General features: G+C 64.7%; 15 protein-coding genes and 1 other annotated feature. Of the genes, 4 read left to right on the forward strand and 11 right to left on the reverse strand.

Annotated elements, in window-relative coordinates; translation table 11 throughout:
- Window positions 1–91: 91 nt before the first annotated feature.
- The 4 genes from QOZ99_RS11970 to QOZ99_RS11985 all read right to left on the reverse strand — a co-directional run bounded on the left by QOZ99_RS11970 (window position 92) and on the right by QOZ99_RS11985 (window position 5,503).
- Window positions 92–1,813, reverse strand: a complete 1,722-nt coding sequence (locus QOZ99_RS11970) for a dipeptide ABC transporter ATP-binding protein (protein ID WP_306890208.1) — start codon at window positions 1,811–1,813, stop codon at window positions 92–94.
- A gap of 10 nt (window positions 1,814–1,823) precedes the next feature.
- Window positions 1,824–2,702: an ABC transporter permease gene (locus QOZ99_RS11975; RefSeq protein ID WP_306890210.1), complete on the reverse strand. Its 879-nt coding sequence runs from the start codon at window positions 2,700–2,702 to the stop codon at window positions 1,824–1,826.
- Window positions 2,703–2,712: 10 nt separating this feature from the next.
- A complete protein-coding gene (locus QOZ99_RS11980) occupies window positions 2,713–3,726 on the reverse strand; it encodes an ABC transporter permease (protein ID WP_306890212.1) in 1,014 nt (337 codons plus the stop codon).
- A 148-nt stretch (window positions 3,727–3,874) separates the two neighbouring features.
- A complete protein-coding gene (locus tag QOZ99_RS11985; protein WP_306890213.1) occupies window positions 3,875–5,503 on the reverse strand; it encodes an ABC transporter substrate-binding protein in 1,629 nt (542 codons plus the stop codon).
- Window positions 5,504–5,694: 191 nt separating this feature from the next.
- On the opposite strand from QOZ99_RS11985, the gene QOZ99_RS11990 reads away from it, so the two are divergent.
- Entirely contained in the window at window positions 5,695–6,348 is a 654-nt protein-coding gene (locus tag QOZ99_RS11990) for a GntR family transcriptional regulator (protein WP_306890214.1), read from the forward strand.
- A gap of 253 nt (window positions 6,349–6,601) precedes the next feature.
- Here the strand turns inward: QOZ99_RS11990 and QOZ99_RS11995 are convergent, their stop codons facing one another.
- From QOZ99_RS11995 to QOZ99_RS12015, 5 genes are all read right to left on the reverse strand, one after another.
- The gene (locus QOZ99_RS11995; RefSeq protein WP_306890215.1) at window positions 6,602–6,913 is read right to left on the reverse strand and encodes a hypothetical protein; all 312 of its coding nucleotides are present in this window, start codon (window positions 6,911–6,913) and stop codon (window positions 6,602–6,604) included.
- Between the two features lie 156 nt (window positions 6,914–7,069).
- Complete coding sequence (locus tag QOZ99_RS12000) at window positions 7,070–9,952, reverse strand: ATP-binding protein (RefSeq protein WP_306890216.1); 2,883 nt, start codon at window positions 9,950–9,952, stop codon at window positions 7,070–7,072.
- Window positions 9,953–10,047: 95 nt separating this feature from the next.
- Window positions 10,048–10,797, reverse strand: coding sequence for a carbohydrate ABC transporter permease (locus QOZ99_RS12005; RefSeq protein WP_306890217.1), 750 nt, complete (start codon window positions 10,795–10,797; stop codon window positions 10,048–10,050).
- A 34-nt stretch (window positions 10,798–10,831) separates the two neighbouring features.
- On the reverse strand, window positions 10,832–11,686 hold the full coding sequence (locus QOZ99_RS12010; protein WP_306890218.1) for a carbohydrate ABC transporter permease: 855 nt from the start codon (window positions 11,684–11,686) through the stop codon (window positions 10,832–10,834).
- Window positions 11,687–11,711: 25 nt separating this feature from the next.
- Window positions 11,712–13,142 carry an ABC transporter substrate-binding protein gene (locus tag QOZ99_RS12015; protein WP_306890219.1) on the reverse strand — a complete coding sequence of 477 codons (1,431 nt, stop codon included), beginning with the start codon at window positions 13,140–13,142 and terminating at the stop codon, window positions 11,712–11,714.
- A 670-nt stretch (window positions 13,143–13,812) separates the two neighbouring features.
- On the opposite strand from QOZ99_RS12015, the gene QOZ99_RS12020 reads away from it, so the two are divergent.
- Window positions 13,813–15,627 (forward strand): acyltransferase family protein, encoded by a 1,815-nt coding sequence (locus QOZ99_RS12020; RefSeq protein WP_306890220.1) that lies wholly within the window; start codon window positions 13,813–13,815, stop codon window positions 15,625–15,627.
- Between the two features lie 98 nt (window positions 15,628–15,725).
- Here the strand turns inward: QOZ99_RS12020 and QOZ99_RS12025 are convergent, their stop codons facing one another.
- Together QOZ99_RS12025 and QOZ99_RS12030 are read right to left on the reverse strand one after the other, a co-directional pair.
- Window positions 15,726–16,667 carry an alpha/beta fold hydrolase gene (locus tag QOZ99_RS12025; protein WP_306890221.1) on the reverse strand — a complete coding sequence of 314 codons (942 nt, stop codon included), beginning with the start codon at window positions 16,665–16,667 and terminating at the stop codon, window positions 15,726–15,728.
- Window positions 16,668–16,774: 107 nt separating this feature from the next.
- Window positions 16,775–18,820 (reverse strand): PAS domain-containing sensor histidine kinase, encoded by a 2,046-nt coding sequence (locus QOZ99_RS12030; RefSeq protein WP_306890222.1) that lies wholly within the window; start codon window positions 18,818–18,820, stop codon window positions 16,775–16,777.
- Window positions 18,821–19,161: 341 nt separating this feature from the next.
- On the opposite strand from QOZ99_RS12030, the gene QOZ99_RS12035 reads away from it, so the two are divergent.
- Entirely contained in the window at window positions 19,162–20,055 is an 894-nt protein-coding gene (locus tag QOZ99_RS12035) for a LysR family transcriptional regulator (protein ID WP_306890223.1), read from the forward strand.
- Between the two features lie 86 nt (window positions 20,056–20,141).
- Window positions 20,142–20,197 (forward strand) — a sequence feature (sul1 is cis-regulatory element that is thought to sense ions involved in sulfur or methionine metabolism; They are found in Alphaproteobacteria).
- A 72-nt stretch (window positions 20,198–20,269) separates the two neighbouring features.
- Complete coding sequence (locus QOZ99_RS12040) at window positions 20,270–21,754, forward strand: SulP family inorganic anion transporter (RefSeq protein WP_370876847.1); 1,485 nt, start codon at window positions 20,270–20,272, stop codon at window positions 21,752–21,754.
- Window positions 21,755–21,776 lie beyond the last annotated feature (22 nt).

Here is a 21,776-nt window from a genome sequence, read left to right on the forward strand (position 1 = left end):
TCAGGTCAAAGCGAGCCATCTCAACCTCCAGGGCTGAGATCAATGAATCAGAACCCCGGCCCGCGGGGAAGCCCGTTTATGGGTATGTCTCCTAGTGCGGCGGATGGGGGATCGAGGACAGTAGCTCGCGGGTGTAGTCGGCCTTGGGCGATGCCATCACAGCTTCGGTCGCGCCTTCCTCGACGATGCTCCCCGCGCGCATCACGATGACCCGGTCGCACAGCATGCGCACCACTTCCAGATCGTGGCTGACGAAGATATAGCTCATGCCGAGCCGCTGCTTGAGGTCGTGCAGCAGGTTGAGCACCACCGCCTGCACCGACACGTCGAGCGCGGCGGTCGGCTCGTCGAGCACGACGAGTTCGGGGTCGAGGGCAATCGCGCGGGCGATGCCGACACGGGCTTTCTGGCCGCCCGACAATTGATGCGGGAAGCGGTCGAGAAACTGCGACGGCAGCCCGACGAGGCGCGCCAGTTCTTCCACCCGCGCCCGCAGTGCGGTGCTGCTCGAGGTTGCGCCCATCTGCAGCAGCGGGTCGGCGATCGAGCGTGCCGCGGTGTAGCGCGGATTGAGGCTGTCGGTCGGGTCCTGAAACACCATCTGGATGCGCGAACGCCAGGGCGAGCGGGCGAAGGTCTTGGCCGGAATGGCGGACAGATCCTTGCCGTTGAAGAGGATGCGACCGGAGGTCGGGTCCAGCAGGCGCATCAGCATCATCGACGTGGTGGACTTGCCGCAGCCGGATTCGCCGACCAGCCCGAGGCTCTCGCCCCTCGCCAGCGAGAAGCTGATGCCGTCGACCGCGTGGAACGGCTCGGGCGCCGCGACCTTGGCGCCGAACATTCTTGCGAGGCTGGAGCCGGCCGACGGGCGCGGATATTCCTTGATGAGGTTCTCCACCACCAGCAATGGCGGGCCGCCGGCGAGCGGCACTGCCGCGCCCATCGGTGGCATATCGGCGGCAACCTCTTCGGGCAGCAGGTCGCGCAAGGTGATGCCGCCGCGCGGCGTCGCCCGCATCAGCTTGCGGGTATAGGCATGCTGCGGCGCGCGGAAGATCGCCTCGGCGGTCGCGGTCTCCACCACGCGGCCCTTTTCCATCACCATCACCCGGTCGCAATAGGCCGCCGCCAGCCCGAGATCATGGGTGATGAGGATGGTCGCCATGTTGCGCTCGCGGGCGAGTTCGACGACCAGGTCCATCACCGCCTTCTGCGTGGTGACGTCGAGCCCGGTGGTCGGCTCGTCGGCGATCAGCAATTGCGGCCGGCACGCCAGCGCGAGCGCGATGACGATGCGCTGGCACATGCCGCCGGAAAGCTCGAACGGGTAGGCGTGGTAGCGCTCCTCGGCCCGGGCGATACGCACGGCCTTGAGCACCTCGATGGCCTTCTCTTTGGCGTCGCTCGGCTGCGCCTGGACGTGTTCGATCAGCACATCCTCGATCTGCTTGCCGACCTTGCGGATCGGGTTCAGCGCGGCGCGCGGGTTCTGGAAGATCATCGACATTTCGCGCCCGCGTAGCCCGCGGACGGTGGATTCGGGCGCGTTGGCGACATCGACGCCGCCAAAGGTGATGGTGCCCTCCGCGATGCGGCCGGCGCGGTCGAGAATGCGCATCACCGTGTAGGACGTCACGGATTTTCCCGAGCCGGACTCGCCGACAATGCCGAGCGTCTCGCCCTTGGCCAGCGTCAGGTTCACCTTCTCCACCGCGCGCACCGCGCCGCGTCGGGTGGCGAATTCGACGGTGAGATCCTGGACTGCGAGCAGCGGCGGCTGGATGTGATTGGCGGGCAGGTGGACGTTCATGGCCATCTCCTCACGTGCGCCGCTGCGGATCGACGAGGTCGCGCAAACCATCGCCGAGCAGGTTGAAGCAGAACACCGCGAGCATCAGCGTCACGCCGGGAAAGAACGCGATCCACCATTCGCCGGAGATGATGAAGGATGCGCCCTCCGCGACCATGATGCCCCATTCCGGGGTGGGCGGGCGCACGCCGAGGCCGATGAAGGACAGGCCGGCCGCGTTGAGGATGGCGTAGCCCATGGTGAGCGAGACCTGCACCATCATCAGCGGCAAGATGTTCGGCGCGATATGGCCGAGCAGGATGCGCATCTCGGAGTTTCCCGACAGCCGAGCCGCCTGCACGAAGCCGGCCTCGCGGCGCACATTGGCCTCGGCGCGGGCGACGCGGACATAGAGCGGGAAGTTGATGATGGCGGTGGCGATGATGATGTTGGTCACGGTGTTGCCCAATGCCGCGACGATGCCCATCGCCAGCACGAAGAGCGGGAACGCCATGATGGTGTCGGAGATGCGCCCGACGATGCGGTCGGTCCAGCCGCCGAAATAGCCCGAGGCGATGCCGGCAAATCCGCCAGCCAGGAACACCAGCGCCACCGAGGCGATGGCGATGATCATGTCGAGCCGGGTCGCCACCACCACGCGCGAGAAGATGTCGCGCCCGAGCTGGTCGGTGCCGAACCAGTGCGCCGCGCTAGGGGCCTGCAGCGCGGCAGCGGTGTCGCTGGCGAGCGGGTCATAGGGCACGATATAGGGCCCGATGATCGCCGCCAGCAGGAACAGCGCGAACAGGCCGAACGACACCCCGGTGACCGGGTTCTCCGCCACGATGTGGCGGGCGTGGGAGAGGATGCCGTCCTTGGACGGCGGCGCGGTCACGGATGCGATGCTCATGATCGGGCCCTCACGCTTCGAGACGGACGCGCGGGTCGACTAGCCCGTAGAGGATGTCGATCGCGAGGTTCAGCAGCACGTAGAGAATGGCCATCGCCAGCACGAAGCCCTGCACCGGCGCATAGTCCGAGGTGATCAGCGCCTCGATGGCGTAGGAGCCGATGCCGGGCCAGGCGAACACCTTCTCCACCAGCACGTTGGCCCCCAGCAGGAAGGAGAACACCATGCCGAGCGTGGTGATGATCGGCAGCAGCGCGTTGCGGAAGGCGTAGCCCATCACGACCTTGGATGGCTTCAACCCGCTGGCGCGCGCGGTGCGCACGAAGTCGGAGGCCAGCACGGCGAGCATCGAGGCGCGGGTCATGCGGGCGATCGGCGCCAGCGAGAAGATGGCGAGCGTCACCGCCGGCAGCCATATCTGCGACCAGGCGGCGCGGAATACCTCGATGTCGCCGGTCAGCAGGCTGTCGATGAGATAGAAGCCGGTGATGGTGGTCGGCGAGGTGTAAAAGAAGTCAAGCCGCCCCAGCGGCGCCGGCGCCCAGCCGAGGATGTAATAGAACACATAGACCAGCAGCAGCCCGGTGAAGAACACCGGCAGCGACACGCCGGCGGTTGCCACGATCCGGCACAGATGGTCGATCCACGAGCCCTGCTTCACCGCCGCCAGAATGCCGAGCGGCACGGCGACCAGGATCGAGAACAGCAGGCCGAGAAGGGTGAGTTCGGCCGAGGCCGGCAGCCGGGCGCGGATATCCTCGATGACCGGCTGGCCCGTGGTGAGCGACGTTCCGAGATTGCCGGCGGCGAGATCCTGGACATAGGCGACGAACTGCACCGGCAAGGAGCGGTCCAGCCCCAGCTTGGTGCGGATCTCGGAAATCGCCTGCTCGCTGGCCGCCGGGCCGGCGAAATAGGCGGCGGTGTCGCCCGGCAGAACCCGGGTCAGCAGAAAAGTGACGATGATGACACCGATGATGCTCGGTATCGCCGTCATCAATCGCTTGGCAATCTGGTTCAGCACGACGAGCTCCCTTGAAATCCAGTGTCCGTCATCCCGGACGGCCCGCAGGGTCGATCCGGGATCGCGAAAACATTGGAGAGCGATCCCGGCTCTCCGGCTGCGCCTGCGGCCGGGATGACGGCCTGTGGTAGACGCCATCCCTGCTCGGCTACCCCTTCTTGAGCGTGCGGTAGTCCAGCTGGCGGTGGAACCAGTATTGGTAGCCGGTGATCTGCTTCTGCATCGCGACGCTGAGATAGGGCTGGTACAGCGGCACGCGCGGCACGTCAGTGAAGGCAATGTCGATGAAGCCGTTCACATCATCCTTGTAGACCGCCCAATCGTTTGTCGCCGCTGCCGAGCGGGCGCCATCGATCAGCTTGTCCATCTCCGGGTTCTTGTAACCCATGGTGTTGAACAGCGCGTTCTGGCCGTGATAGCACCAGAAGAAGAAATATTCGGGATAATCGAGCCAGCCCGAGAAGAAGTTGGCGATCAGCGGCAGCTCTTTCTTGATCAGCTCGCCGCGCCAGTTCGCTCCCGGAATCTTGTTCAGGCTGGCCTTGATGCCGATCTGCGCCAGGCTCTCCTGCAGCAGCGTGCAGAGCGGCTCGTTGACGGCGGCCGAGCCGAGATCGAAGGACAACGTGGTCTCAAAGCCGTCGGGATAGCCGGCCTTGGCCATCAGTTCCTTGGCTTTGGCGATATCCGTGGCATAGCCATGCGGCTGCGGCCAGACCGGATCGCTCACCTTGTTCGAACCGGCGCCGAACAGCGGCTTGCCGAGGCCGAACATCACCGCATCCATGATCTTCTGGTACGGAATGGCGTAGGCGACGGCCTGGCGTACTTCGAGCTTGTTGAACGGCGGCTTGTTGACGTTCATGCCGATATATTGAATGCCGTTGCTGATCGGGTTCGAGACCACCTTCACCTTGCCGGCCTTGTCGAGCTCGACGAAATCCTTGGCCGGCAGGTCGAACGAGATGTCGGCGTCGCCGCGCTCGATCAGCGCCCGGCGATTGCCGGCCGACGGCACCATGCGCCACACGACGCGCTTGAGCGCGGGCATCGGGCCGCAGGTCCAGGCATCGTTGCGCTCGAACACGACTTCCGTGCCGGACTGCCACTTGCTCACCTTGTAGGCGCCGCCGCCGGCGGTGTTCTGCTTGGTGTACTCCAAGCCCCATGGGTCGGCCTCGGTGGCCTTGGACTTCACCAGCTTGGAATTGAAGATCGAGGGCACGATCACCGCGAGGTCCGGCATGGTCAGCCGGTCGGGGCGGATAAAGTCGACGCGGAACGTGTGGTCGTCGACGGCGACGAACTGCTCCGGCTTCTCAAGCGAGCCGGCCTTCATCTGGAAGGTCGGGAAGCCGCCGACCGTGACGGCACGGTCGAACGACCATTTGACGTCCTGTGCCGTGACGGCGGTACCGTCATGGAACTTGGCGTCCTTGCGCAGCTTGAAAGTGACGGAGCCCTCACTGAGGCTCCACTCCTCGGCCAGTTCCGGCACCAGCTTGTCGCGGTCATAGCTGGCCGAGCCGTCGGGCAGCGTCTTGCTGCCATAGCTCATCAGCCGGTCGTAGCAGTTCCACGCCACCTCATAGCCGGGGCGGTTGGTGCCGACACCGTGGATATCGAGATTGTTCGGCCCGCTCTCGCTGACCAGGAGCAGGGTTTCCTGCCGCGCCGACTGGGCGCTGGCCGAGGACCAGACCGCAGGCGCGGTAACGCCGGTGGCGGCGGCCGAAGACAGGACGGTGGCGGATTTCAGAAATTCACGACGGTTCATTCGGCCGGCTCCCGCAGAGGGTTCGAGGCATCTCGTGTATTCTCCGGGGAAATCCTGCATGCAATTTTGCTAAATTGCGTGCTTAAATTGTTTTCAGAGGCGCACAAATTCTAGTCTGTATGCATTTATCGATCCGTGCGAAGGATAGGCAGGATTCTTCCAAGTGAAGCAGCGCCATAGGTAAGATTGCCATGTCCGACGATGGGCAAACGCGAGCCGAAAAGCTGGCGAGCGAAATCGCCGACGCCATTCTGGACGGCACATTCGAGCCTGGCAGCCGTCTCGACGAGCACATGCTCGCTGCACGCTACGGCACGTCCCGCACGCCCGTGCGCGAAGCCCTCCGGCAGTTGGCGGCCACCGGCCTGATCGATCTTCGCCCCCGGCGCGGGGCCATCGTGGCGCTCGTCACCTCCGACCAGCTCGAAGTCCTTTTCGTCGCCATGGGCGAACTTGAGGCGACCTGCGCCCGGCTGTCAGCGCTCAGCATGACGCCGATCGAGCGCCGCCGGCTGGAGGTGCTTCAGGACGCGATGGGCGACCTCGTCGCGCAAAACGACGTGGCTGCCTATACGGCGGCAAACACCTCCTTCCACACGCTGTTCTATACCGGCTGCCACAACCCGGTGATTTCCGAGATGGCCATCGGTTTGCGCCGGCGGCTGGCGCCGTTCCGTCAGGCCCAGTTCCGAGCGGTGGGGCGGCTCGCGCGCTCGCATGCCGAGCACGCCGTCGTCGTCGGCGCCGTGCTCGCCGGCAATGCGTCAGCGGCCCACGCGGCCATGCTGCGTCACGTCAGCCTGGTCGAGGACGCGTTCGAGGAACTGCGCAATGTGCCGGCGTGAACCATGGGGTGTGAAGGCCCGCTCTCGCCGACGGTGCCCATAAAGGCGGGCACGGCGAATGGCGGCTGCGGGTCCGGTCGCGCTTATCGCGCGCGCTCCGGCGTTCGCTCAGGCAGGGTTCGGGCCGAGCCGACATAGGCCCGCCGGATCGCGCGGCTGGCCTCGCACTGCGCCTCTCCAGCAGACGTAACCGTTGCGGCATCAGGAAAGCCACGCCGCGTCGGCTTGCGGGCAGGGGCGGGCGATGGTTGCCTCAACGGCGGGTGTCGGCGGAACCGGGCGGCTCGCCAATCAGCTGCCAGGCCCGCTTGGCGCATTCGACGATGTGGTGGCAGGAGGACGTGATGGCAGCCTCATTCACCCGGGAATGGATGGAATTGCGGCGCATGGCTTCAGCCTGCAACATGATGGCGGTGAGCGCGTCGGCAATCTGGTGATGCAGTTCGCTATCGGTCCCCAGCAGGGGCACCCGCATGTCGACAGTCTGACCGCAGGCGGTCTCCCCGCCGATCAGCGCGGCCGTCTCGTCCAGGACCGACAGGCTGGGACGTTCGGACTGGGCCATGAATCGCCAATGTGAAGGTTTCATGCCAGTGAACTCCTCGTACACTGATCTGACTTTAGGGAATGTAGAGGGACCTGCCGGCGGCGCGTGTAAAAATTTGCAAATTGCCGCTGCGCGCAGATGGAACGCGGTTGCCCTGTACCCGGGCGGCGCTGTTCAGGCGGAAAGTCCGCGCGCCATTGCGCCCAACACTTCCCTGGCTTCCCTCACCACAGGCTGATCGCCGTCGCTCACGCAGCGATGGATCAATGGCGAAAGCAGGGCTTCGGCTTCGGCGGCGCGCCCCTGGGTCTGCCAGAGGCGGGCAAGGCTGATCGCCGCCTTGATTTCCCAGAACAGTGCCTGCTGCTCCCGGGCCATCTCCAGAGCCTGCGTCAAGTGCCGTTCGGCTTCGTCCGCGGCGTCGGGGCCATTTGCGAGGAGGGCGAACTCGCCGGACAGCCGCCGGAGCTCGGGGACGAACCAGCGTTCCTCGTTCTCCTCGGAGCGTGTCAGGGCTTCCGTAAGACAGGTATTGGCGCGCTCCAGCTCATTCGCCTTCGCGAGCGCCTGGGCATATTCCGCCAGGAAAACGCTGTAGTAGACGCCGTAGGCGATGCTTCGCAGCCGCCCCAGAGCATCGCCCAGATGCTTGATACCCGTGGGCAGGCTTCCCTCGCGGACGGCCATGACACCCGCGAAACACTGCCCCCAGACCTGCCAGAACTCGATGCCATCGCGCGCGGATTCGTCGACCAGCCGGGTGATGAAGCGCCGCGCCCGCGGCATGTCGTCGGCAAAGAGTGCCACCGGGCAGGCCGCCTGCACCAGCACCTGGCAGAGCGAGAGCCGATCATCGGCCGCCTCCGCCACGGCGACGATGTCGTCGACCTCGGCCATGGCCGCGTCAAACGAGCCCTGCAGCCAGAGAATACGTGCCAGGAAGCAGCGCGCCAGCACCTTCTGCTCGAACACGAAGCGGATGATCTGATCGCCGGTGACCGGCACGACATATCCATTGACCATGCGCTCGATGTGCTGGCGTGCCTCCGTCTGCCGGCCGAGCAGATGCAGGATGTAGCCGATCATGCGATGGCCGATATGGCTGTCGTTGAGGTCGCTGTGCCGCGCCGCGACGTCGGCAAAGTGATGCGCGAGAGCAAGCGCCTCGTGGAATTGACTGCGGTTGAGCCGATAGGACCAGAGACCCCACAGCGCCCGCAGCTGATAGTCGGTATCGTCGAGGCTCTCCGCGAGATCGAGCGTGCGCTGCCACGCCACGCGCGTCTCCTCGACCTGCCCCCGGATCTGCATGAGTGACCAGGCGAGGGCGGCCTGCAGGCGCATCTGGACCGCGTCACAATGCGAACTGCCGATGCGCGCCAGCGCCATCCGCACCTGTCCATGGGCCTCGGCGATGAGCTGCAGCTGGAACCAGAGCGGAACGGTGCCCAGCGTCAGCGCGACGCCGATCTCGGCATCTCCCCCCGGTGAAAAGGCCCATTCCAACGCCGCGCGGGCATTGTCGATGAGATGGCGATGGTCGCGCGTCCATTCGGGGGCCGGCTGGACCGCCCATGCCAGAGCTGCCCGATCGAGGGTATCGCGGAATATCTCGGCATGCCGGCGACGCAGCAGTTCGAGTTTGCCGCTTTCCGCGAGCTTCAGCGCGGCATAGGCGCGGGTCATGTCGAGCAGCCGATAGCGCGCCTGAGAGCCATGCACGTCGGCCGCGATCAGCGACTTCTCGACCAGGTTGGCGAGGGCGTTGACCACCTTCTCGTCGGTCGCCCCATCATCGGCGACGATGGCCATGGCATCGTCGACCGTGAAGTTGCCGGCCAGTATGGCGAGTTGCCTCAGCACAAGCTGCTCGAAGGGTGGCAGCAGCATGTAGCTCCAGTCGAGCAATGTGCTCAGCGTCTGGTGCCGTCGCAGCGCGGTTCGACGCCCTTGCAGCTGAAGGCGGAAGCGGTCATCCAGGCGGCTGGCGAGGCCCGCGACGCCCAGGCTCTCGACGCGGCCCGCGGCGATCTCGATGGCAAGCGCGATGCCGTCCAGCCGGCGGCAGAGATCGGCGACGACCGGCGCCTCGGAATCGATCAACCTGAACCCGTTGAAAGTGGCCGCGGCACGTTCCACGAAGAGCTGGACCGCCGGATATTCGAGCGCCTCGGCGCTTGTCAGGCGCTCGCTGGCGGGCGGTGCGTCGAGCGAGGACAGGCGATGGATACGCTCGCCGCGAACGCGCAGGGGCTCTCGCGTCGTGGCGAGGATATGCAGGCCCTCGCCGCCCTTGGCGAACAATTCCTCGGCGAGGGTGGAGACCGCATCGATGACGTGCTCGCAGCTGTCCAGCAGCAGCAGGCGCCGCCGCGATCGGGTCGCGGCGATGAGGCTCTGCATCGGCGCTTCCGTGAGCAGCCCCACGCCCAGCGCGGCGGCGACCGCGGCGGGCACGAGCTGCGGGTCGCTCAATGCCGACAGATCGACGAAGCAGATACCATCGCTGAAGCCGCGCGCCGACTCATGCGCGACGGCAATCGCCACGGTGGACTTTCCGATGCCGCCCGGACCGACCAGCGAAACGAAACGCTGTTCCCTCAGCAGCGAGGCGACGTACTGGACGGTCGCGGCACGGCCAATGAGGCGGGGAAGCGCCGGCGGGAGGTTCGAGGGGACGGGGCTCGGCCCCGGCGGCTTCTCCCGCGACGGCGGCGCGTCCTCGCGTTCTACCGGGAAGACGAACGAATAGCCGCGCCCGGAAATGTTGACGATGTAGCGGCGTCCATCCTGGCCATCCCCAAGCGCGCGCCGCAGCGCCGCGATATGAACCCGGAGATTGGCTTCCTCGACAAAGGTCTCCGGCCAGACCCGCTGAATGAGCTGTGCCTTGGTGACGACCTCGCCGTGATGTTCAAGCAGGACGAACAGGATGGCGCGTGCCCGGCTGCCCAGATTGACGGCCGTGCCGTCCTCCGCGAGCAGTTGCTGGGCCGGGAAATAGGTGAAGGGTCCGAAGCGTACCTGCCCGCCCGGAGGTGCATCCTGTTCAATCACGACGGTCCAATGAAGCGGTCAGTTCATTTCGGAGGAGTGGCGCGACTCTATCACCTCAATAGGACGCGCGCGATATAATTGGGTTTGCCAATAGTCTATGTCGATCCAAGGCTCAGGCGGAGGCCGCGCAGCATGTAGCGCTGCAGCCAGACGAATGTGATCATCACCGGAAGGCTCGCGACCATCACGGCAGCCATGACATCCGGCCAGTCCACCGCATAGCGCCCCGCCGTCAATGCGTTGACCCGGATGGGCAGCGTGAAGTTGGACGGGCTGCGCAGGATTGTCAGCGCCAGCACGAACTCGTTGAACGCGGTGATGAAGGCGAACGTCGCCGTTACCGCGATGGCGGGTAGCGACAGCGGCAGCACGATGAGGCCGAGTATCTGGAGCCGCGAGGCGCCGTCGATGCGTGCGGCCTCTTCGAGTTCCACCGGGATGGCATCGATGTAGCCCCGGAGCATCCAGATCGCGAAGGGGATCTGGAACGTCGAATAGAGCCCGATCAGCGCCAGCCTCGTATCCGTCAGTCCGGCCCATGCGACCATCTGGGAAAGCCCCAGCACGAGCATGATGGGCGCCAGTATCTGCGAGCCGAGAAGGGCTTGGGATGCCGCGCGCCGTCCCCGGAACCGCCAGCGGGACAGCGCATAGGCGGCGGGCAGCGCGACGAGGGTCGATACGAGGGCCGTCGAGACGGCGATGCCGAGGCTGTTGATGAGCGCCGCCCCGATTTCCGTCCGGTGCCACATGCCGATCCAGAAGGTGGCGACGTCGCCGCCACTTCCACGGCGATGGATCGTGTCGAGCACGACGGCGAAGGGGAACAGGTTGAGCGCGAGCAAGGGAAGAAGGGCGCCCCAGCTCAGCAGGCTTCGCTTAACCATGAGCGGGCCGCTCCAGCATGCGCAGCATGAGCACCGTCAGCACCCCCAGCGCGCCGAGCATGAGGATGGACAGCGCCGCCGCCTCATCCAGCCTGCCGAGGGTGAAGGCCAGCTTGTACAGATAGGTCACGAGAATGTCGGTACCGTTCGCCGGCCCCCCCTGGGTGAGGATCCAGATGATCGGGAATGAGTTCATCACATAGGCGATGTTGAAGATCAGCACGACGCAGATGAACGGCCTTAGCAGGGGCAGGGTGACATGACCCAGCCGCGCGCCGGCATTCGCGCCATCGAGCCGCGCCGCGTCGGAGATTTCCGACGGGATCGAGGAGAGGCCCGCGAGCAGGATGACCGTGCTGAACGGCACGGAGACAAGGATGGCGATCAGGATCTCGAAGGCGAAACTCGCCGGGATCGAACCGAGCCATATGACCGGGCGCTCGATCAGGCCGCTCGCCATGGCGAGCCTGTTCAACAGCCCGGCTTCGTCGCTGAGCGCGCGTCGCCAGACCACCGCCATCGAGGTGACGGAAATGGCCCATGGCGCCAGCACGAGAAACTGCGCGAGACGGCGGCCGAAGAAGCGCCGGTTCAGCACCAGCGCGGTCGGCAGGGCGATGAGCAGGGTGCCGCCCACCACCGAGCCGGTCCAGAGCGCGGTCCGCAGGGCGATGTCCGGCAGGAGCGGATCCGCCATCAGGCGCGCGAAATTGCGCAGCCCGACATTGTCCCCGATCCGGCCGAAGCGCGACACGCTGGAAAGCGACATCCGCACAAGCAGCAGGACCGGCACGAGGGTGATAAAGAAGGCGGCCGCGACACTCGGGGCGATCAGCAGAAAAAGCATCTGGCGGTTGCGCAGATGCCGCTCGTCAACGGCGGGCAAGGACGTCGTCGATTTGCCGCGCCGCATCCGTCATCGCCTCCGTGGGTGTCTTCTGGCCGATATACATGGCCTGCAGCGAGCGGAGGGTAATTTCCGACAGTTCCGACCAGCCCTTGATGGTCGGCGCGAAGCGGGCATAGCCGAGCCCTGCGGCAAAGGCGGCGATATCCGGATTGTCCCTGTAATAGCTGTCCGCCGCGCCTTCCACCGTGACCGGGAGAAGTCCCTCCGCATGGTCGAATTCGGCACGGTACCTGGCGCCGTACAGGAACTGCATGAAGTCCCACGCCGCCTTCTGGTTCTTCGACGAACTGGACAGCGTGAGGACGTCGGTCACGCCCAGCGTGACCGGCTGGGTCTGGACCGGAAATGGCAGGACGGCGTAGCGCAGATCGGGCGCTTCCGCCTTCAACTGCGGGACCAGCATCGGGTAGGCGAAGACGATGCCGATGCGCCCCTCCTTGAACAGCTTGAACACGTCCTCGCGGCTATGGGCGGTGGGCGAGGGTTCGGTGGCCTTCGCGTTGATCAGCGACATGTAGAAGGTCGCGGCGCGGATGGCTTCGGGGGATGCGAGACCGCTTTTGCCGTCCTTGAGGATTTCCCCGCCAAAGCTCCACAGCGCGTAATAGAAATAGGTGTCGACTTCGACTTCCTTGCCCGGAAGCCCGAAGCCATACGTGTTGGGCAGGGCCGCGACGGCCTTTGCCGCGGTGAAGAGGTCGTCCCACGTTTTCGGTGCCTGCACCCCCGCCTTTTGCAGCAGGTCGGTATTGACCACCATGGCGCGGGCCGAGGCCGCGGCCGGCAGGCCGAGCAACGTTCCGTTCACGCGGGCCGGCACAAGAAAGGCGGGAATGAACTTCGCCTTGAAGTCCGGCGTCGCCAGCGCATCGAGCGGTTCCAGCAGGCCATCGGCGGCCAGATCCGAGACCCACATGGTGGGGACGATCGCAATATCGGGCTGGTCGCCGCTACTGATATCGGTCGTCAGCTTCTGCAGATAGCTGTCCCACGGGATGACCTCGATCTGGATATGCGTGTCGGGATGAAGCGCCTCGTAATCGCGCGCGACGCGTTCAAGGAAGGGGCGCGTGAACCCCGAATATTCCCCGGCCGTGAACCGCAGATCGGCGGCCACGGCACCGTACAGCCCGGATGAAAAGGGCATGCACGCCAGAGCGAGCAAGAGAGCAACCAGACGCGCCATAGTCTTCTCCCCCCCGGGACAGACGAGCCGGAGCGGGACGTTAGCAATTTGGCATCGCGAGGGAAAGACACGGATCACGCGCGCCCCCTGCAATGTTGTGGCGATGCTATCTCCGCTGATCGTGTGTGGTTCCATTATACCGGCGCCGTGCTTGAGGATCGACGCAGGATGAGCAGGCCGGTGATCCTCGATATCCAGTCGCGCCAATCGTCGATCGGGAACCGCGCTCTCCGTCACAATGGCCCGGGCGCCGGCCCGGGTCATCCCCGGGTGGGTGCGGCAGCGATGCCATTCGCGGCGCCGTCGTGTTCAAGAACGGCTTTGCGGACGCCATGGTTGACCAGAGAGCGGAGGGACTTTTCCGGCGGGCCGGCGTCCGGCCTGGCCAGCGTCCGGTCTGGCCGGAGCAGCTATCGCGCGCGACGCATTTGTCACCGAACTTGGCATCGATGTCGGGCTCCGCCGGCGTGCAGCGCTCGGCGCGACATATTCCGGACACGACACTGGGCGAGACGCCGAACCGGCTACGGAATAGCCCTCCGAACGAGGAACCCCTTTAAGCCGGCAGCGCCGCGGTGCCAGCGGGCGGGCGGGCGGGCGCGGCGTGGGGCTCTCTCCGTCGCCTTGGACGATATGCGGCCCACATATGCGCGCCTGCGGCCTTGGCTCGGACGGTGCGGGTGTCGTAGCCTTTGACGGCGAGCCGGATGCTTCCCTCGCCGAGGCTCGGGTTCGGCCCTCGCGGCCCCATCACGCCTGCCACCTGACGGAATCAGAATGCGCTGGAATCCCTAGTATCGTCCGGGCCGTCATATTGCGACCGAACCGATGATCATACGCAGAATTTGAGTTTACGTGCTACGGAGCCTCTTGTTTTATGAAATACAGAATTGAAGTTGATGGCCTTAGAGCCATTGCCGTTTTGCCGGTTATATTCGGACATGCTGGATTCAGCTTATTTCACGGTGGATTTGTTGGCGTCGATATATTCTTCGTTATCAGTGGGTATTTGATAACGACGATCATCATGGGCGATCTGGACGCCGGGCGATTCTCCGTTCTGCGATTTTACGATCGCCGCCTGAGGCGCATTCTGCCAGCGCTCTTTCTCGTGATCGCGGCGACGCTGCCTTTCGCCTACCTCTGGATGATGCCGGATGAATTCAAGAACTTTGGTCAATCCATAGTCGCCACCTTGTTGTTCTCAAACAACATGCTGTTGGCGATGACGGCCGATTACTGGTCGCTCGAAAGCATGTTCAAGCCGTTGATCCATACATGGAGCCTGGGTGTCGAGGAGCAATATTATATGATTGTTCCCGTCGCGCTGTTTCTGATGTGGAAATACGCGCGAGCCTATGTGCTTCCGGCAATGGTCGTTCTGTTCATTTTCAGCCTGATGGTAGCCGTCTGGGGCGTTGCGCATTTTCCCGCCATCGCTTTCTACATTCTGCCGACCCGTGGCTGGGAATTGCTGGCCGGCGCCATTCTGGCGTACTGGCTGGCCTATCGCGCGGCCCCCTCTCCGAAGGGCGTGCGGCAGGAGGTGGCCAGCCTTGCCGGCCTCGCGATGATTGCCGGGTCGGTCGTGGGCTTTGACGATTCGTTTCTCTCGCCCGGCCTGTGGCTGCTCATTCCGGTTGGCGGCGCTGTTCTGGTCATCGCCTTTGCCGTCGAGGGCACGCTGGCCTATCGGCTGCTGTCCAGCCGCGTCCTGGTGGGCATCGGGCTGATTAGCTACAGCCTCTATCTCTGGCATCAGCCGCTTTTCGCGCTGGCTCGCATTCATGCCGTCGATCAGGTCGGCCCGCAGACCTATGCCATGCTGATCGTCGCCAATTTCATCCTGTCCTATCTCACCTGGCGATTTGTCGAGGCCCCTTTCCGAAATCGCGAGATGATCGGCCGTCGGAGCTTCATTGCCGTGTCGGTCGTCAGCTCGATCTGCTTGCTGGGGGCGGGGCTCTATCTCAACAAGACCTATGGCATGTATTGGAGAGTGTTTGACAGGAACGAGAATATCGCTGACATCGACAAACGTATCTATAACAGCCGTGTATTCGAGTATAAGAAAAGCCATTTCGACAGCGATGGACGGCGGCGGATTTTTGTTGTCGGCGACAGTTTCGGGCGCGATTTCATCAACATGACCACCGAGACATTTGATGTGAGCAACATCGAAATCGCTTACTCCGACACGGCTCAGGCCTGCATCGAGAACCGTTCTGATTCAGCGGATAAATCACTGTTCGACGCGGCCGACATCATCGTCTTTGCCAGCGGTTACGACACCCCCGACAGCATTCGGCAGCACTGCGTTCAAAGGGACATCACCTGGGCTGATGAACGCGGAAAGGAAATATTCTTCGTAGGTACGAAGCATTTTGGATATAATCTGAATTGGATAATTCAACTGTCGTCGAACGACCGAGCAAATCAATACAATAAAATTCCAGAATTTTCGCTTCGAAACCAGAAGCTCGACGAAGAGATCGTACCTTCGCCGAATTTCATATCCCTGCTGGGCGCTGTTTCGAGAGATGGCATGGTGCCCATTACCGACAATAACGGCAAGATGCTGAGCACCGATCGTCGGCATGTCACGAAATATGGCGCCATATATTTCGGCGATCACGCTTTGAAGCCCAGCGCCTATGGTGCGCTTCTCATGAGGCGCGTCGGCTCGCAATAGGTCCGGGGCTGTCTCGGGCGTGCGGCGCGGAGATCGCGGCATCGGCCCGTTCCGGCGCCGCGATCCCTGCCGCGATCCCTTGGGGAGCACCGGCGCGGCTAAGGAGTCGGCGCCGGATGAGGGGATGGGGCCGAAAGCTCCACCGCTTCGTGCCCCTCCCGGTATCCCTCCTGCGCGTCGACGAGAAAGGCGCTGACAAGGGCGTTGAAGCGGGCCGGGTTCTCGATGAACATGAAATGTGACCCTCCCTCCTCGACCTCGAAGATGACGGTGCGCGCATCCCGGATGGATCGGCCGGTCGCCACCATGGCCTGCCAGGGGACGATGCTGCGGCGCGCGCCCACGCACAGGCAGGGGCGCGTGATGCGGGCGATGACGTCGCGCCAGTCCTTGAAGGCGTGATCGTGTAGCAGCCGGGCGGCGAGAGGGCGGGGGAACAGGGCATTCTGTTCCAGAATCCACGCCATCTCCGCGGAGGGATAGGTCTCGCTGAACATGCCGGTGACGAAGGCGGCGGTGAGCGGGCCGTCATCCTGCGCCAGCCGCTCGACCAGATCCGTGGCCTCCGAGGCTGACAGGATCGACCCGGCATCCAGCCGCTCGGCCTCGGTCCAGCCCGGCGAGGCGACGATGGCGGCGGCCTGATCGACGAAGACCAGGCGATCGATATTCGCCTCGCCATAAAGCTCCAGATAGCACCAGATCACCGAGGCGCCCATGGAGTGCCCCACAAGGGTCACGTCCCGCAGGCCGTGGCCTCGGATCAACTCGTCCAGATCGGCCGCCAGCCGGGCGATGCGGTAGCCATGCCGAGGCTTGTCGCTGAGCCCGTGGCCGCGCATGTCCACCGCGAGCACGTGATGCGTGGCGGCGAGATGAGCGATCTGGAACGTCCACTCGAGCGCGGTCTGCGACCAGCCGGGGATGAGGATCACCGGCCGGCCCTCGCCCGCCGCGAGATAGTGCAGCGTGACGCCGTCGCGGGTCCGGAAAAACTGCGAGCGCCCCGATATTCCCGCGGCATTGGTCATTCTCAGCATGAAAACCGTTTTCCCTGTCGGCTGTCACGTCGCCTCGTGCCGGGCCGCGGCAATCCGCCACTAGAGCATTTTCGCGCGAACCGGCATCCGCTTCGCGCGAAAATGCTCTAGTGGCGGACCTGCCTCGACCCGAATGGATCGGCAGATTGCAGGTCGGCGAGGTTGACGGCGTCCTGCGTCGCCCGGCGCGGGTCCGCGGCCGTCAGGTCGCCCGGCGGGAGACGTTGCGCGATATCGGCGGCGCGCACCTGCGAGGGAACGGTGAAGGAGACCGTGGCGCCGTGGCCGATATTGTTCTCGGCCCGGATCGATCCGCCATGCGCTTCGACGATGGAGCGGCATATGGCCAGCCCCATGCCCAGGCCGCTGGCCTTGGTGGTGTGGAACGGCTGGAATATGCCGTTGGGATTGTCCAGCGCGATGCCGCTGCCATTGTCGCGAACGTCCACCACCATCATCTGCGCCTGATCGGTTCGGCAGGAAACGACGACTTCCCGGGCACGGCCCTCGACCTTGTCCATCGCCTGAACGGCATTGAGCATCAGGTTGACCGTGACCTGCTGGATCTGCACGCGGTTGGCGAAGGCCATGGGCAGGCCCGGCTCGATCAGCTCGCGTATATAGGCGCCATGCGCATTGGCCTCGCGCTGGATCAGCCGGACCGATTCCGCGATCAATCCGGCCAGATCGAAGGATTCCGGCACCGGCGCCTCGTTGCGCGCCATCGACCTGACGCGTGCCAGCGTCTCGGCCGCGCGGGTGGTGTTGGAAATGACGCCGTCCAGGCAGAGAGCGACCTCACCCATGTCGGGGCGGGGGCCGCTGAGCCACCGCTTCGCCGAATCCGCATAGGTCTTGATGGCCGCCAGCGGCTGGCTGACCTCATGGGCGATGGAGGCGGAAAGCTGGCCGAGCGTCGAAATGCGCGCGGCATGGGCGAGGTCGGTGGACGCCTTTTCGAGTTCAGCGCGCGCCTTGTTGCGATCGGTGACGTCGACCGCGGTGATGAGCACGCGTGCCCATGGCGTCTCGCCCGGCAGCAGCGTGGCGCGCCACAGCACGTCGATAATGTTGCCGGCCGTGGTGCGGAACTGCGTTTCCACCTCGCGCATCTGGCCGCCTTCGAGGAAGGTGGCGAAAATCTCGGCCAGCGCGGGCTCGGTCGACGGCATGTAGAAGGAAACGAAGGTCTTGCCCGTCATGGAGGTGGGGCTACCGGTGCCGAAAAGCTCCACCGTCGCCTTGTTGGCGATACGCGTGGAGCCCAGGTTGCGGACGATCGACAACTGGTCCCGGGTGGCCCGAAGCGAGTGCGGCGTCACGCCATGCGCCTGGAAGTGAGCGAGCACGCGGGACCAGTCGGACTCCCAGATCGATACCGGCGACGCATTGAAGATCGCTTCGTAGCGCTCTTCCGAAATGCGCCGCTTCTCGTCCGCGTTGCGCTCCGCCGTCAGGTCGGAACTGGTCTCGATGGTGCCGATCCGGCGCCCGAGGCGGTTTCGGCGAACCAGCCGGCGGCTGGCCAGCACGATGCGGCTGCCATCCTGCCGATGCCGCGTGATCTCGCCGGCCCACATGCCGGTCTCGGCGCGCGCGTCGGAGGCTTCCATGGATGAATATTCGGTGCGCAGCAGCTGGTCGCACGCGGCGCCCAGCGCCTGTTGGCGAGGCCAGCCATAGAGCTTTTCGGCTCCTTCGCTCCAATAGGCGATGCGATCCTCGGCGTCGCACACGATGACCGTGTCGTGGGCCAGTTCCAGGATGCGGGCCTGTTCCAGCATCGGCTCCTGCTGGCGGCCCAGGTGGAAGGCGAAGCCGGTCGCCCCGGCGATGACCAGCACACCCAGGACGAGTTGCGCGACCGCATCGGGGCTGGCTTCTGTCACCGGCGACAGGAGAAAGGCGAGGATCGCCAGCGCCATGCAGGCGACACCGGCGGGGAGCACGAGGGCGTGGCGACCGGAGAGCGCGACCAGGAACACCACGCACAGATACAGCGCCGCGATCGGCCCGGGCAGGGGGAGCCAGAAATCGGCGAGGAACAGCACGCCCGCGCCCGCCACCGCGCCGGCCAGAAAGCCGATCCCGCGCCGCCGCCCCGCGCCCGCCATCAAGGCCGGCCGCGCGGCTTTCCCGTCCTTCGCAGGCACGATCATTCCGGCACGCTGCGCGGCACGGCCCGACAGGCAACACCCACGGCCAGTTTCACGCCAAATGTCGCGCCGGGGGCCGGCTGCGAATTGAACAAGTCCGCAGGCGCCGGGACGATTGGACAATCGAGGTCGTGTGCTTTGCCAGCAACCCGAATCTGATTCATTTCAAAATTCCAGGAACGACGTCTTCTGAATAAGCCTTGGAGGTTCCCTGGGGTCTGATATTATGAATTTATCAGTTTAAATTCTTGGCTTAAAGGCATAATGGAAAAGATACATTAATTCGCGCTCCCTGCGAAACGGGGCATCCTTCCGGATGATACGGACAAAAATTCCGCATGAACAAGTTCGACGGTATCTCGGTCTTCGTTCAGGTGAACGATTCGGGCAGCTATTCGGCGGCGGGGCGCGTGCTGGGCGTCTCGGCCTCGGCCATAGGCAAGGCCATCGTCAGGCTGGAAGAGCGGCTTGGCGTGCGGCTGTTTCATCGCAATAACCGCAGCATCGGGCTGACGCCGGAAGGCGCGGTCTTCCTGGCTCACTGCCAGAACATCCTGGCCGAACTCGCGGTGGCGGAATCAGATCTTTCAACGGCCCAGGAACAGCCCAGCGGAAAGTTGCGCGTCAGCGCCCCGGTGGCCAGCGAGGGATGGACGTGCGTCTTTCTGCAGTTCATGGCGAAATTTCCCCAGATAGAACTTGAAGTCAGTTACACGAACCGCCTCGTCGATCTTGTGGAGGAGGGGTTCGACGTTGTCTTGCGGATTGGCCCGCTGCAGGATTCGCGCCTGCTGACCCGCCGGCTCGGCACGTTCAGCCTCCGGCTTGTCGCTTCTCCCGGCTATCTCGAACAGCGTGGCACGCCGGAGACGATCGGCGATCTCCTCAGCCATGATTGTCTTCGCAATCGCAATGTGTCGAGCCACCGGATCGACAACTGGCCGCTCGGCCCGGAGCATGCGCATGTCAATGCCGGCCTCGCCAATCGGCTGGTGGCCGATCATTATGCGGTGTTGCTGTCGGCGACGCTGAACGGCTTCGGCATCGGCTGCCTGCCCAGCTTCTGGGCCGACGAGCATATTGCCAGCGGAGCGCTGCGCCATCTGTTGGCCGACCAGACGGCCAATCAGCGGGCCGTTTCCGCGGTCTGGCCCGGCGCGCGCGGCTTTCCGGTCCGGCTGGCGGCCTTTGTCGATTTCATGGCCCGCAACCTGCCGCCGATTCTTCGCTGAGGCCGGCCCCGGCGGCTCGCCGTGACAGGGCCATGGGAGAGCGGCGTTGCGCCGGCGGTGAATTTGTTTTAGGTCCGGGATATTCGTCAGGACCCGGTGAAATCCCGGGTGGCTCTTCCGGCCGCCAATCCGCCGGATCACGCATAGTCAGCACCGGCGCCGCCGCCTCGTTCGCGGACGCCCGCTCTTTGCGAAGAATCCTCTCATGACATCCATGTCCCTTTCGACCTCCCGCTATTTCCGCGACTGGACCAGCACTATCCGTGCCGACGTGCTCGCCGGAATTGTCGTCGCCCTCGCGCTGATCCCCGAGGCCATCGGCTTCTCGGTGATCGCCGGCGTCGATCCCAAAGTGGGGCTGTTCGCCTCCTTCGCCATTGCCTGCGTCTCCGCCATTGTCGGCGGCCGGCCGGGCATGATCTCGGCCGCCACGGCGGCCACCGCCGTGGTCATGGTCTCCCTCGTGCGCGACCACGGGCTGCAATATCTGTTCGCCGCCACCATCCTGATGGGCCTCATCCAGATCCTCGCCGGATTCCTGCGGCTCGGTCGGGTGATGCGCTTCGTCTCGCGCTCGGTCATCACCGGCTTCGTCAACGCGCTCGCCATTCTCATCTTCATGGCGCAGCTGCCCGAACTCATCGGCGTGCCTGTCGAGACCTACCCAATGATCGCGGCGGGGCTGGCCGTCATCTACCTGTTCCCGCGCGTGACCAAGACGATTCCCTCGCCACTGGTCGCCATCGCCGCGCTCACGCTGTTCGCGTGGTGGAGCGGCATGGACCTGCGCACGGTGGGCGATCTCGGCGATCTGCCCTCGGGTCTGCCGGTCTTCACCCTGCCGGACGTGCCTCTCAACCTGGAAACCCTGCAGATCATCCTGCCCTATTCGCTGACGCTGGCCGCGGTCGGCCTGCTGGAATCGCTGCTCACCGCGCAGATCGTCGACGATATGACCGACACGACGAGCGACAAGAGCCAGGAATGCCTGGGCCAGGGCACCAGCAACATCGCCTCGGCGCTGATCGGCGGCATGGGCGGCTGCGCGATGATCGGCCAGTCGGTCATCAACGTGACGTCCGGTGGGCGCGGGCGGCTGTCCACCTTCGTCGCCGGCGGCTTCCTGCTCTTCCTCATCCTTGTGCTGGACGACCTCGTGCGCATCATCCCGATGGCGGCGCTGGTCGCGGTCATGATCATGGTGTCGATCGGCACCTTCTCCTGGCGCTCGATCCTCGACATGCGCACCAATCCGCGCTCGTCCACCGTCGTGATGCTGGCGACCGTGATCACCGTGGTGACGACGCATGACCTCGCCATCGGCGTGCTGGTGGGCGTGCTGCTGTCGGGCGTGTTCTTCGCGGGCAAGGTCTCGCAGCTGGTCGCCGTCAGCGAGCATGTCGATGAGGCCAGCGGCCGCGTGACCTATGTCGTCAATGGCCAGATCTTCTTCGCCTCGTCGGACGTACTCCTGCGCGGCTTCGATTTCGACCGGCCGGTCCGTGAGGTGGTGATTGACCTGACCGACGCGCATTTCTGGGACATCACGTCCGTCGGTGCCCTGGACAAGGCCGTGCTGAAATTTCGCAAGGCCGGCGCGCATGTCGAGGTGGTCGGCCTCAACGAGGCCAGCACCGCCATGGTCGATCGCTTCGCGACGCATGACAAGGGCAGCCTCGCGCCAGGCTCCCCGCACTGAGGCGTCACGCACCGGCGAAGGC

The organism is Ancylobacter amanitiformis (assembly GCF_030814815.1).
GTDB classification, from domain to species: domain Bacteria; phylum Pseudomonadota; class Alphaproteobacteria; order Rhizobiales; family Xanthobacteraceae; genus Ancylobacter; species Ancylobacter amanitiformis.